At 71.1% G+C, this 12,536-nt stretch carries 14 protein-coding genes; 9 read left to right on the top strand and 5 right to left on the bottom strand.

All coding sequences use genetic code 11. The annotated features are described in order from the left end of the window. Positions 1-29: 29 nt before the first annotated feature. The 4 genes from ABN273_RS24690 (at position 30) to ABN273_RS24675 (ending at position 2,692) form a co-directional block, all read left to right on the top strand. On the top strand, positions 30-437 hold the full coding sequence (locus ABN273_RS24690) for a hypothetical protein (RefSeq protein WP_349451360.1): 408 nt from the start codon (positions 30-32) through the stop codon (positions 435-437). Beyond that, positions 434-1,507, top strand: coding sequence for a LacI family DNA-binding transcriptional regulator (locus ABN273_RS24685; protein WP_349451359.1), 1,074 nt, complete (start codon positions 434-436; stop codon positions 1,505-1,507). Before ABN273_RS24690 ends, ABN273_RS24685 begins: the two co-directional genes overlap by 4 nt. Before the next feature lie 7 nt (positions 1,508-1,514). After that, positions 1,515-2,243, top strand: coding sequence for a class I SAM-dependent methyltransferase (locus ABN273_RS24680; protein ID WP_349451358.1), 729 nt, complete (start codon positions 1,515-1,517; stop codon positions 2,241-2,243). Between the two features lie 260 nt (positions 2,244-2,503). Beyond that, positions 2,504-2,692 (top strand): hypothetical protein, encoded by a 189-nt coding sequence (locus ABN273_RS24675; RefSeq protein ID WP_349451357.1) that lies wholly within the window; start codon positions 2,504-2,506, stop codon positions 2,690-2,692. 106 nt (positions 2,693-2,798) lie between these two features. On the opposite strand, the gene ABN273_RS24670 is transcribed toward ABN273_RS24675, so the two are convergent. The 3 genes from ABN273_RS24670 to ABN273_RS24660 all read right to left on the bottom strand — a co-directional run bounded on the left by ABN273_RS24670 (position 2,799) and on the right by ABN273_RS24660 (position 6,076). Then, a complete protein-coding gene (locus tag ABN273_RS24670) occupies positions 2,799-3,593 on the bottom strand; it encodes an SAM-dependent methyltransferase (RefSeq protein WP_349451356.1) in 795 nt (264 codons plus the stop codon). Between the two features lie 66 nt (positions 3,594-3,659). Continuing rightward, positions 3,660-5,540, bottom strand: coding sequence for a M6 family metalloprotease domain-containing protein (locus ABN273_RS24665; RefSeq protein WP_349451355.1), 1,881 nt, complete (start codon positions 5,538-5,540; stop codon positions 3,660-3,662). Positions 5,541-5,620: 80 nt separating this feature from the next. Next, positions 5,621-6,076 carry a SpoIIE family protein phosphatase gene (locus ABN273_RS24660; protein ID WP_349451354.1) on the bottom strand — a complete coding sequence of 152 codons (456 nt, stop codon included), beginning with the start codon at positions 6,074-6,076 and terminating at the stop codon, positions 5,621-5,623. A gap of 305 nt (positions 6,077-6,381) precedes the next feature. Between ABN273_RS24660 and ABN273_RS24655 the strand changes: the two genes are divergently transcribed. From ABN273_RS24655 to ABN273_RS24640, 4 genes are all read left to right on the top strand, one after another. Continuing rightward, positions 6,382-7,536, top strand: a complete 1,155-nt coding sequence (locus ABN273_RS24655) for a sensor histidine kinase (RefSeq protein WP_349451353.1) — start codon at positions 6,382-6,384, stop codon at positions 7,534-7,536. Beyond that, complete coding sequence (locus tag ABN273_RS24650) at positions 7,533-8,651, top strand: hypothetical protein (RefSeq protein ID WP_349451352.1); 1,119 nt, start codon at positions 7,533-7,535, stop codon at positions 8,649-8,651. Before ABN273_RS24655 ends, ABN273_RS24650 begins: the two co-directional genes overlap by 4 nt. A gap of 127 nt (positions 8,652-8,778) precedes the next feature. Beyond that, positions 8,779-9,519: a response regulator gene (locus tag ABN273_RS24645; RefSeq protein ID WP_349451351.1), complete on the top strand. Its 741-nt coding sequence runs from the start codon at positions 8,779-8,781 to the stop codon at positions 9,517-9,519. A gap of 12 nt (positions 9,520-9,531) precedes the next feature. After that, positions 9,532-10,506 (top strand): TauD/TfdA family dioxygenase, encoded by a 975-nt coding sequence (locus ABN273_RS24640; protein WP_349451350.1) that lies wholly within the window; start codon positions 9,532-9,534, stop codon positions 10,504-10,506. Between the two features lie 4 nt (positions 10,507-10,510). Here the strand turns inward: ABN273_RS24640 and ABN273_RS24635 are convergent, their stop codons facing one another. Further along, positions 10,511-11,095 (bottom strand): Uma2 family endonuclease, encoded by a 585-nt coding sequence (locus ABN273_RS24635; RefSeq protein WP_349451349.1) that lies wholly within the window; start codon positions 11,093-11,095, stop codon positions 10,511-10,513. Positions 11,096-11,400: 305 nt separating this feature from the next. Here ABN273_RS24635 and ABN273_RS24630 point away from each other — a divergent pair, with 305 nt between their 5' ends. Then, positions 11,401-12,063: a lytic polysaccharide monooxygenase auxiliary activity family 9 protein gene (locus ABN273_RS24630; RefSeq protein WP_349451348.1), complete on the top strand. Its 663-nt coding sequence runs from the start codon at positions 11,401-11,403 to the stop codon at positions 12,061-12,063. Between the two features lie 4 nt (positions 12,064-12,067). On the opposite strand, the gene ABN273_RS24625 is transcribed toward ABN273_RS24630, so the two are convergent. Then, positions 12,068-12,349, bottom strand: coding sequence for a substrate-binding domain-containing protein (locus ABN273_RS24625; protein WP_349451347.1), 282 nt, complete (start codon positions 12,347-12,349; stop codon positions 12,068-12,070). Between the last annotated feature and the right edge of the window lie 187 nt (positions 12,350-12,536).

Below are 12,536 nucleotides of genomic sequence, written 5' to 3'. Positions count from 1 at the left end.
GCGCGCCGAAACACCCCCTGGAGCCGGTCATGCCGAAGTTCCTGCACGTGCTCACAGCCGCCGCCATGATCCTGACACCCGCCCAGCCCGCCACGGCCACGGCCACAGTCACAGCCACGGCGGGCACCACGTACTACGTCGACGCCGCCGGAGGCGACGACGCGGCCTCGGGCCTCGACGAGGCGCACGCCTGGAAGAGCCTGGGCAAGCTGAACGAGACCACGTTCCGCCCGGGCGACCGCATCCTCCTGCGCGCCGGCCAGAGGTGGACGGGCCAGCTCTGGCCCAAGGGCTCGGGCGAGAGCGGCGCGCCGATCACCATCGACAGGTACGGCGAGAGCGGCAAGCCCCGCATCGGCAGGCACACGTACGTGGCCGAGCTGGCGAACGCGGCGGGCGTGACCAGGAGCGACCCGCTGACCGTGGCGGCCGGATGACCGGCGTGGGCGACGGGCCCAAGGCCCCGCCCACCCTCCACGACGTCGCCCGGGAGGCGGGCGTGTCCGTCGCGACCGCCTCGCGCGCGCTCAACGGCAGCTCGCGCAACGTCAGGTCCGAGAACGTCACCCGGGTGCGCGCGGCGGCGGCCAAGCTCAACTACGAGCCGCACCTGTCGGCGCAGGCCATCGCGAAGGGCTCGACCAGGACCGTCGCGCTGGTGATCCGCGACGTGGCCGACCCCTACTTCTCCTCCATCGCCGCCGGGGTGACCCAGGCGGCGGAGGCGGCGCGGCTCATCGTCACCATGGCGGTGGCGGACGGGTCGCCCGAGCGCGAGCTGGAGATCGTCCGGACTCTGCGTGGGCAACGGCCGCGCGTCATCATCGTCGCGGGCACCCGCGTCGCGGGCTCCGGGACCAGGGAAGCGCTGATCGAGGAGCTGGCGGAGTACCGCACGGCGGGCGGCCGGGTCGTGCTGATCAGCCAGCGGGACCTGCCGTTCGGCACCGTCACGATCGACAACCACGGCGGCGCCCGCGACCTCGCCCGGGCGCTGCTGGACGCGGGATACCGGCGCTTCGCCGTCTTCCACGCCCCGGGCGAGATCCGCACCTCGCGCGAGCGCCACGACGGCTTCCGCGCGGGGTTGGCCGGGTCCGGTGTGGTCGAGCCGGTGGCGATCGAGACCACGTTCACCCGCGCGGGCGGCTACGACGCGGCACGCAGGCTGGTGGAGCGGGGCTTCGCGGACGTGGAGGCGGTGTTCGCGGTCAACGACGTGATGGCGATCGGCGCCATGGCGGCCTTCCGCGACGCCGGGGTTGTCCCGGGGGTGGACATCGGGGTGGCGGGCTTCGACGACATCGGCTCCGCGCTGGACGTCGTGCCCGCCCTCACCTCCGTGGCCGTGCCGCTGGAGGAGGCGGGCCTGAGCGCCATGCGCCTCGCGCTCTCCGACGACGAAGGGGCGCCGGACGTGCCGCTCCCGACCCGCGTCGTCCTGCGCGAGAGCACCCCGCCCCGCCACGGAAAAGGGCGTGCGGGGCGGAGTGCCCGCAGAGCATGATCGCGGCATGGGCTATGAGGAGCTGATGCGCGAGGCGCTGACCACGTCGTTCGAGGGCTGGGACTGGGCCGTGTTCCGCGGCCGGATGACCACCGCCGACGATTTGCCGTGGGACTACGAGGAGCTGGTGCGCGAGCGCCTGCCGGAGGCGGCGTCCCTGCTCGACCTCGGCACCGGAGGCGGTGAGCTGCTGTCGTCCCTGGCCCCGCTGCCGCCCCGCACCGCCGCCACCGAGGAGTACGCCCCCAACGTCCCGATAGCCCGGCGCCGGCTGGAGCCTCTGGGCGTCGAGGTGGCCGAGACGATCTCCTCGTTTCCCGACGGCTCGTTCGAGCTGATCGTCAACCGGCACGAGGCGTACGAACCGGGAGAGATCCGCCGCCTCCTCGCTTCCGGCGGCACGTACGTCACCCAGCAGGTGGGAGGGCGCGACCTGGAAGAGATCAACCAGGCGATGGGCGCCCCGCCGCACGAGGACCACGGCTGGGACCTCGCGACCGCGACCGCCGCGCTCACCGAGGCCGGGCTCGACGTCACCTGGCGGCGGGAGTCGAGCTATCCCGTCACGTTCCACGACATTGGCGCGCTCGTCCTCTATCTCCGCGTCATCTCGTGGCAGATCCCCGGTTTCACCGCCGACGAGTACGCGGACCGGCTCCGTGCGGTGCACGCGGAAATGGCGAGCGGCCGCCCGCTGAGAGCGACCGCCCACCGTTTCGCCTTGATCGCTACGTGATGCGGACGCTCCGGGTTTCCGATACGTGCGCCCGCCGCTCTGAAGTCAAGTTCACGACCTTCGAGTGGCCTGTGGGGCGGGGGCGTCAATCTTGCATCCGAGGCCAAGAGATTGACGTCCGCGAGTGGGTTTTTCCATCCACCTCCCGCCCCCATGGGTAGCCGGTGCCCCGGTCGGGATGGAAAGCTTCCCGCAGCCGACCCTGTCCTCCCGCGAAGAGGCAGGGCGGAAACTCCGCAGTGCACTGGAAGGAGTACGGCATGACTCAAGACGCCGGCCGCGTCGCGGCCAAGCGGATCAACGATCACGTGGAGGTCATCCACGTCGACAACCCGGACAAGGTGCTGGAGGTCCCGCGCCGCGACTGGGAGGCATTCACCGCAGCGGTCAAGTCGGGCGCGTTCGACCTTGAGGCGCTCCACCGGGAGGCCGAGGAAAGCGCGGCCTGACCTTCTCCGCTGCACGAAAGGCGCCCGCTCTCAGCGCAGTGGAGCGGGCGCCTCTGCGGCACCCGGCAGAGGCTCACCAGACGCCAGGCCATTGCTCCCGGGGGAGTCAGCGCTTGCGGCCGACCCCCGCGTACATCCAGGTCGGGGGGTCGTCGGGGAAGAGCGGCGTGTCACGCCACTCCGGGGCCGGCACGAGCCCGGGCTCGATCAGGTCGAACCCGTCGAAGTAACGCGCGATCTGCTCGCCCGTCCTCGGCGTCCTGTGCATCGCCTGGTGGCTCGTGGCCGTCAGGTAGGTGTCGGCGGTCTCCTTGGACACGAAGTCCAGCGTCAGGTGGCTCAGCACGAGGTAGCTGCCCGAGGGCACGGCCGCGGTGAACGCCTGCACCAGCCCGGCGGGGTCGTCCTGGTCGGGGATGTGCATGAGGATCGCGACCATCATGAGCGCGATCGGCTGCGTGAAGTCGAGCGTGTCCAGCACCTCGGGGTGCTCGAGGATGGCGCGCGGTTCGCGTACGTCGGCCTCGATGTAGGCGGTCCTGCCCTCCGGCTTGCTGGTCAGCAGCGCCCTGGCGTGCGTCATCACGATGGGGTCGTTGTCGACGTAGACCACGCGGGCGTCCGGCGCCTCCGCCTGCGCGACCTCGTGCGTGTTGCCCTGGCTCGGGATGCCCGTGCCGAGGTCGAGGAACTGCCGGACGCCCAGCTGAGTGAGGTGGCGCACGGCCCGGCCGAGGAAGGCCCGGTTGTTCCTGGCGCTCTCGCGTACGCCCGGGACCGCCGCCATGGTCTGCTCGGCCACCTGGCGATCCGCCTCGAAGTTGTCCTTGCCGCCCAGCCAGTAGTCGTAGACGCGGGCCGAGTGGGGGACGTTGGGGTTGATGCCGTGGGGAGCGGTCACGGTCACGATCTTATGACATCCGCTCGAGCGCGCGTCAGGGGGCCATGACGCGCGCTCGGGGGCCGGTCAGGTGCCCGTGACGATGTCCAGCCGCCAGGCGCTCAGGACCCCGGCCGTGGCGTGTGACGGGGCGAGGTCGCTCACCCGCAGTGTCCACCCGCCGCCCGCCGGCTGGCCCACCAGCGGAGTCACGGCCGACGGCGGCTCGGTCGCGTACTCCAGCAGCTTCGAGGTGTCCAGGGTGGCGGCCCGGTGCGACAGGACGATGCGCCGGCCGGTCGGCGAGTGCAGCACGATCCGCAGGTCCTCGGGGTGGTTGTGGTCGAGGTCGATGAGGACCTTCAGCGTCCGCACGGTCCCCTCCGCCTCGATCGTGATCGTGTCGGCCACGCCGTGCGGGTCGCTGTCGGGGATGCGCAGCGCCGGCCGCGACACCGAGGTGAACGTGGCGCCGTTCACGCCCACCGGACCCGCCCGGAAGCGGATGGCCTGGCCGGGGTCGCTGATCGCCGACAGGGTCAGCCCCGACTCGGCCCCGCTCCACAGCAGGCTGGCGGGCACGGTCGAGTGCGACAGCGCCGTGCCGTCCACCCGGCCGTACAGGTCGCGGCTGTCGCCCCTGTTGAGGTTGTTCTCCAGGTCGAGGTGGCCGTCGGCCTGCAGCAGCGCGATCTGGTAGTGGTGCAGCGGCGTCCCGTCCTGCAGCTCGTTGGAGCCGCGGGTGTCGCAGTGGTACACGGCCAGGCCGCTCGCCGGCAGGTGCAGGTCGAAGCCGAGCTTGGCGCGGTTCTCCACCAGGAAGTACTCCTCGTCCGTCCCGGTCGAGTAGCGGAACACCTTGCGATAGTCGCCGTGCTCGGCCTGGAACACGCCGCCCCGGTTGAGTTCCGCCCTCTCGGGGCACCAGCCGGCCAGGTCGCGCAGGTAGGCGCTGACGGGCGCGGGTGTCTTGCCGCCGTTCAGGTGGTTGCCGGCGCTCATCAGGCAGTACAGGCCGAGGCCCGAGCTGGCGAAGTCGTCGCCGTCGCGGCGGCCGTAGTCGTACAGGTCGGGGAAGCGGCACAGGAGGTGCCCGGTCTCGTGGCAGAACGTGCCGATCGTCAGCTGCTCCGGGCCCTCGCCCATGCTCGTCACCATGTAGAAGTGGGTGCGCATGTCGCCGGACTCCAGCTCGACGACGCTGTTGTGCGGCCACAGGACACTGTCCTTGATGTACTGCGTCTTGCCGGCGTACATGACGATCAGGGCGTCCACGACCTGCTGGCCGAGCGAGTCGTACCGGGTGAGGTCGACGCCCGAGTCGACGGCCGCCCGCAGCGCCTCCGGGACCAGCACGTCGAAATTGTCGGGGTCGGCGTAGAAGGTGATGTTGTGGCTCATCCTGAACGGGCCCACGACGTCGTTGGTGAAGTCCAGCAGGCCGCTCGACACGGTCTTGTAGTACTCGTTGACCGAGCACGCGTTGCCGTTCTCGTGATAGCCGGGGGCGTTGAGCAGCGCGTCCACCTGCGCCTGGGTGACCGTCGTGGCCTGGTCGGGGAAGTCGACGAGGATCGTCAGGCCGCGTACGGTGCCGACGCTGAGCCTGCGGCCCTCCAGCAGCCCGCCCTTCGGCCCGAACGTCAGCACGGAGTCCTGCGCCGCCTCGGCCGAGAGCAGGCCCGGCCGGCGCCGCCGGTGTGCCGCGGCCATGGCCGGACCCGACTCGCGCAGGTGGCGCGGCACGCCGCCGGGCGCGTCGTAGGAGTCGACCCTGACCCCGGTGGACTGGAACCGCCCGTCCTTCAAGTCGGCGTAGCAGTAGGCGCCGGCGGAGGCGTCGTAGACGGCGGTGTAGCCGTCGAGGGTCTCGTAGCGGGCGTAGTGCTCGTCCCCGAACACGACGAGCCGCACCTCCTCGCCCTCCGCCTGGGTGAAGCTCAGCGTCTCTCCGAATATGGCGCTCATCCGAGGCCTCCGGTGTCCAGTGGGGCTGTTTCCTCCGATCGTCACTGAGGGCCGCGGGACGCGCCTGAGTACACCCGTACTCAAGCCGTGACGTAGTCGGCGATGATCACTGTGGCGTCGTCCTTGGGCTCGGCGGCGGCCATCTCGTCGTACAGCCGGTCCAGGCATGCGCCGGGCGACGCCCCGTCGGTGAACAGCTCCTTCATGCGCGCCGCGCCGAGCACCCTGATCGCGCCGTCCGAGACGATGACGACGCGGTCGCCAGGGCGGAGCGGGACGGCGCCGACCTCGGGGTTGAGCGCCGACGGCAGGCCGAGCCCGCGCAGCAGCGGGTCGCCGCCCGCGCCGTGGGCCGCCGCGACCAGCCGTTCCTGGACGACGTACGCGTCCGACGCCCGGCCGCGCGAGCCCGCGTACGTGCCGCCCGCCGCCACCAGCCGCGGCCGGGCCACCGGCAGGCCGGACGGCCGGTTCCCCTGCCGGGCCGTCATCACGGACAGGCAGCCGACCAGGATCGAGATCGCCAGGAAGGTCATGAGGTCCCCTCTCGTCGCATCGTCGCGACCGCAGCCAGTACACGCTCATGTGAGGAGACGCGACTGACGGCTGATCGGCCGTCGTAGCGCATGACGGCCGATCAGCCGTCATGCCGCCGGAGGGCACGGTGGGTCACGGTGCGAGGAGGCAGTGAACGCCGCGAGGAGAGCCGGACCGAGGGAACGATCATGCGACCCATGTCTCCACCCGCCTCCGCAAAAAGGCTGTATTCACACCGTGCTCCCCCATACCGGATGAGTTATTGTGAAGCCCGTCTTGTGCTCTCATCGCGAGCAGGCGGCCCATGTCTCACTCAGGCTCCAGGACATACGACTCGGCGGCCAGGCACATGGAGCGGACGATCGCCCGCACCTGTGCGGGGGCGCGGGGTGTGGTGGGCCTCGTGGCGGTCGTGGCCGCGATCCTCAGCGCCGTTCCGCCGGTGTCCGCGGCGTGGCTGGCGCCCGCGCTGGCGGTCGACCTCGTGTGGACCGGGCTGTTCCTGCGCGTGGCCCGGCGCAGGGAAGGGATTCCTGCCTGGCTGGTGGCGGGGGACGCGACCATCACGGTCACGCTCTGCCTCGCGCAGCGCCATCTCGTCGCGGGGGCCGCGCTCGACGGGGGATCGAGCTGGATCGCGGGGCTGGTCACGATGACCATCGTCGTCTCGGGCGTCACGTGGCGGCCTTGGGCGGCGGTGCCCGCCGGGCTGGGGGTGGCGGCGGCGTACCTGGCCGGGATGCGGCTGGCCGACCCGTACCAGGATGTGGCCGGGACGCTGGGGATCCACCTCGTGCAGATCCTCGCGATCGCGGTGCTGATGACGCTGCTGCGCCGCTCCGCCGCCTCGGCGGACGCGTTCCTGCGGGAGAGCGCCCGCGCCGAGATCGCGCTCATCGTCGAGCGCCTGCGGCGCGAGGACGAGCTGCGCCAGGTCGGCAGCGTCCACGAGACGTCGCTGCACACGCTGACGATGGTCGGGCTGGGCACGTACGGGCGGCCCTCGCCCACGCTGCGCCGCCAGGCGGCGGCCGACCTGGTGGCGCTGGAGAAGCTGCGCGCCCGGCCGCGCGCCCGCTCCGCGCCCATCGCGCTGGACGCCCTGCTCGACGAGGTCGCGGGGCGGGCGGCGGGGCTGGCCGTGCGCAGGCGGCTGACACCGGAGACGGTGCCGGGGGAGGTCGCCGAGCGCTTCGCCCGCGCGGTCACCGAGGCGCTGGCCAACGTGGCGCTGCACGCCGGGGTACGCGAGGCCGAGCTGGTCTCCAGCAGCCGCGACGGGGAGATCCGGGTGGAGGTCGCGGACGCGGGGGGCGGCTTCGACCTCGCACGGGTGCCGCCCGACCGGTTCGGCGTGCGTGGGTCGATCCTCGACACGATGCGCTCGCTGCCGAACGCCGGCGCCGACATCCTCTCCGGCGACCGGGACACCCGGGTGAGCCTGTGGTGGCGGCCATGATCGATGACATCGAGGAGGTCGCCCAGCGCTACGCCCGCTACACCGCCATCGGCGCCGTGGTGATCGCCGCGGCCTGGCACCTCGGCTACGACCTCACCGTCACCATCGCGGGCTGGCCGTCCTTCCGCTGGCCGTGGCTGGCGGCGGCGGCCTGGATCGGCTACACGGCCGTCGGCGTCATCGCCGCGCGGTCGCTGGTCCGCAGGTTCGAGGGCCCGGCCAGGGCGGTCGGGCTCGCCGTCGCCGTGCTGGCCGTGGACGTCGCGGTGATCGTGTCCTGCCGCCCCGGGGACCTGCTGGGCGCCGCCGACTGGGGCTGGGGCTCGGTGGGCTGGCTCGGCGTCATGCTCCTGTGGAACCGGCCCCGCTGGCGGAGCGAGCTGATCGCGTTCCTCTCCGCCAACGCCGGGATCATGCTGACCGCGATGATCGTGACGGGGACGGTCGACCGGGTCTCCATCGCCAAGTACCTCATGGTCATGGTCGGGAGCATCACGCTCCAGCTCGGGTACGCGGCGGGCTGCCACACGCTGCGGGTCCGGGCCGACGACGCGGCGTTGCTGGCCCGCCGGCTGGCCGCCGACGACGCCTGGCGGGAGTCCGCCCAGCGGATCCACGCCGACCGGCTCCGCCGGTACGCCGCGATCCGCGACGTGGCCGAGTCGCTGCTCGAGCAGCTCGCCGACGGGGCCGACCCGGGGGATCCCCGCGTACGTGAGGACTGCACGGCCGGGGCCATGCGGCTGCGCCGGCTCATCACGGAGCGGGAGGACGTACCCGACGAGCTGGTGTCCGTGCTGCGCGAGCGCATCGACGCCGCCGAGCGGCGCCAGGTGCTGGTGACGGCGCCGCCGTTCGGGCAGCGGATGCCGGTGCTGCCGGAGGGCGTACGGGAGGATCTGCTCAGGGCGCCCGTCCTGGCGCTGGACGGGGCGCGGTCACGGGCCAGGGTGACCGTGTCGGCGATGTCGGCCATGGTGAGCGTGGCCGTCGTGGCAGACAACGACGACCTGCCCATCAGCACCACTCCGGTACGCGAGCCGAGCGGGGTCGTCGTCACCTACCAGCGGCAGGGACGGGACGTGTGGGTCAACAGCATCTGGCAGGGCCCTTGAGGGGTGGGGCGGGGAGCGCGCCGGCCGGAGGGGGGTCGGCGCGCGAACCCGTAACGGATGCGCGTGCGCAAGCGACGGAACTGGGGACGGGCCAGATCGGGCAGGCGACGGGACTGGGACGGAGCGGATGGCGCGGGAGACGGAGCCGGGGGCGGACCGGAGCGGTGACAGGAGCGAGGCGGCGGGGCGGGTGACGGTCGCCCTGGTGGAGGACCATCAGGTGGTGGTGGACGGCGTCAGGTCGTGGTTCGGCGGGCCGAGCACGGTGGAGCTGGTCGCGCAGGGGCCGACCATCGAGTCGGTCCGCGGCGTGGCGGCCGACGTGCTCCTGCTGGACCTCAACCTCAACGGCACCATGGTCGTGGACCGGGTCGCCGAGCTGTGCGCGGGCGGCCAGCGGGTCATCGTCTTCTCGGAGCACGAGGAGCCGGAGACGGTACGGGCGGTGCTGGACGCGGGCGCCTCGGCCTTCATCGGCAAGGGCCGGGCCACGCGCGAGTCCTGCCTGGAGACCATCCTGGAGGTGGCGGCCGACCGGCCGAGCGTCACCCTGCCCATGGCCCACGCGATCGCCACGGACGAAAGCCCCCACCGGCCGCAGTTGTCGGACAAGGAGCGCGCGGCCCTGCTGTTCTGGTTCCAGTCGATGTCGAAGGCGTCGGTGGCGGCCAGGATGGGCATCAAGGAGCGCACCGTACGCCAGTACATCGACCGGGCGAGGGTCAAGTACGCCGCCGCGGGCCGCCCCGCGCCGACCAAGGAGAAGCTGCTCATCTGCGCCATCCAGGACGGCCTTGTCCAGCCGGACGAGGTGACGGTCTACACGTCGCGGGCCGCCCGCGCTCCCGGCTCCGTCCGCTCTGGGTGAAGACGTTATGCCGTGGGCGATGAGGTGCTGCCACCGCCGGCCGAGCAGGGCATGGTGAGTCCAGGCGAACGGCTGATCCGAAAGGCGGTGGCAGCCATGGCGGTCGCGGAGGTTCTGGGGCCGGGGGAGTGGCTGGGCGCGGAGCTGCGCGACAGCGACACGTGGCGGATCCCGCTGACCGAGGCACACAGGCGAGAGGTGCTCGCCGCCGTCCACGCGGACTCCGAAGACAGCTTCCCCTTGCCGACGCTCGCGCCGATCCTGCACCGGGTCCGCGACGAGCTCATGCACGGCCGCGGCTTCGTCCTGATCCAAGGGGTTCCCGTGGCGGAGATGACCGAGCGGCAGTGCGCGAGGGCCGCGCTCGGCCTGGCCCGCCATGTCGGCGCCGTCGTCCCGCAACCCCCTGACGCACAGCCCCTCATGCACGTCCGCGACACGGGCGCCGACCCGTCCCGCGCGAAGAGCTACCAGCACAGCGGCCGGCTCGGCTTCCACAGCGACCCCACGGACGTGGTGGCTCTCCTGTGCGTGCGCCCGGCGAAATCCGGCGGCCTCAGCGCGATCGTCAGCTCGGTGGCGGTGCACAACGAGCTCGTCCGCACCCGCCCCGACCTGGCGGAGCTCCTCTACCAGCCGTGGTGGCACGACCGGCGCACGGGCGACGGCCCGGACAGCTTCTACACCAAGCCGATCTGCGCGGTCCGCCCCGATGGCGGGGTGTCCGTCGCGTACGGCCCCGACTACCTGCGCTCGGCCCAGCGCGGCGCCACCGTCCCGCCGTTCACACCGGCGCAGGAGGAGACCATGGACCTTCTCGACCGCCTGACCAACGACACCCGCTTCACGCTCACCATGGATCTGCGGGCGGGCGACATGCAGTTCCTCAACAACCACGTCGTCCTGCACAGCCGCACGGCTTACGAGGACCACCCGGAGCCGCACCGCCGCCGCCATCTCCTCCGGGTCTGGGTCACCACGACCTGAGGGGTCAGCGTCGTGGACGGTCGAGATCGGCAGGGTCGAAGCTGACCGGGAACGGCACCGTCAGGTTCGCGACTTCGCCTGCCTTGTAGGCGGTCGGCGGGTCATAGCTGTCGCCGTTGAGCTCGTAGGCGTAGAGAGTCGGTCCTTCCTCCGACTCGACCCGCCAATAGCCCGGGATGCCCGCTGCTGCATACGCCGCGGCCTTGAGGCCTCTGTCCCTCATCTTGGTGCTCGGGCTGACCACCTCTACCGCGAGGATGATCTCTTCCGGCGAGAACATGAGAGGGTCGGTGTGCATCGCCTCTTCGGGCACGACGACAAGGTCGGGGATGTAGAAGTCCTTGTCCGTAACCCGTAGGTTAACGGTCGAAAGAGCCACCAGCTCGGACGGTGCTGCATCTCCGAGGATGAACAACAGCCGGGTGATGGCAAGTTGGTGCAGCTTTGTGGGGGCAGGGCTCACCAGTAGGCTCCCGTTGAAGAGCTCGTAGCGGTTCCCGTCGTCAGGGAGCTTGAGCAGGTCGTCGACTGTGTACGGCGGCAGAGGAAGGACAACCTTGCGCTCCGCGGTCGGTTCGATCGTCGCCATTGCGGTCACCCACCAAGTGTCGGGAACCTTGCCCTCGCTCACATGCTACTTGCCCAGATTTCCTTACCCTAAGTTGCTGGACGGGCACGGTGCGAAATCGGGCGATGGTGAAAGTTTCACCGATTTGGAGGCCTGGGGGAAAGCCCTTTCCGCTGCTCATCCGGGACATCGGCCTGTAATCCGGCGCCGGAGGGACACGTTGACATAGCCCGTCATTTGATGCGGACTCATGTCGTCAGATACCGTCGCCCCGCGGAGCGCTCCCCACCACCGGAATCCCCCGACCGGAACACGGAGATCGCACTATGCCCAAAGGACCCCACCGCTGGGCGCGGCGCGCCCTGGCTCTGCTGCTCTCCACCGCGATGATCTTCGCCATCCCCCTGGCCGGCTCCGCGTCGGCGCACGGCTCGGTCGTCGACCCCGCTTCCCGCAACTACGGCTGCTGGCTGCGCTGGGGCAGCGACTTCCAGAACCCCGCCATGCAGCAGCAGGACCCCATGTGCTGGCAGGCATGGCAGGACAACACCAACGCCATGTGGAACTGGAACGGCCTCTACCGCAACGGGGTCGGCGGCAACCATGAGGCCGTCATTCCCAATGGCCAGCTGTGCAGCGCCGGCCTGACCGAAGGCGGCCGCTACCGCTCCATGGACACGCCGGGAGCGTGGACGATGGCGAACCTCGCCGCAACGTTCAACATCCGCCTGAACGACCAGGCCAGGCACGGCGCGGACTACATCAGGGTCTACATCACCCACCAGGGCTACAACGCCCTCACCACGCCCCTGGGGTGGAACCACCTGGAACTGGTCCGCACGACCCCCAGGTACGCGCCCGGTGACGTGTACATGATCAACAACATCAGCAAGGGCTCGCGCACCGGCCGTCACGTGATCTACACGATCTGGCAGGCCTCGCACATGGACCAGACGTTCTACTTCTGCAGCGACGTCAACTTCGGCTGAGCCGTCAGGGGCGGGGGCGGGTCGAGGCGCGGATGTTGAGCTCTATCGGGTGCACGCGCTCAGTGCCCATAGGAGCGGACCCGGACAGCAGCTCGAACAGCAGCTCCGCGCAGCTCGCCCCCGCCTCCTTCGGGCGCAGGTCGATCGCGGTGATCGGCGGGTCCGCCTGGCGGGTGGCGGCGCTGTCCACGCACGAGGCGAGCTTCACCCCGGTCCCCCGCAACAGCTGCTCGATGACGCGCTCGACGTGGTGGAGCGTACCGTCGCGGCCCTGGAGTCGCTCCACTCGCCCGCCTGGGAGCCGACCCCGGCGTCGAGGGAGAGGTTCGCCGCGCTGCTGCCTGGGGTAGTGGCTTTTCGGGTACATGTGCATACCGAGAAGAGCATGTTCAAGCTGAGCCAGGACATCGACGCCGAACGGTACGCGCGCGTCCGCGCCTCGTTCGCCACCGGAACCCCAGGCTCGCCGACCT

This window comes from Nonomuraea sp. B19D2 (assembly GCF_040137845.1).
GTDB lineage: Bacteria > Actinomycetota > Actinomycetes > Streptosporangiales > Streptosporangiaceae > Nonomuraea.
This window is presented reverse-complemented; position numbering and strand designations above follow the sequence as displayed.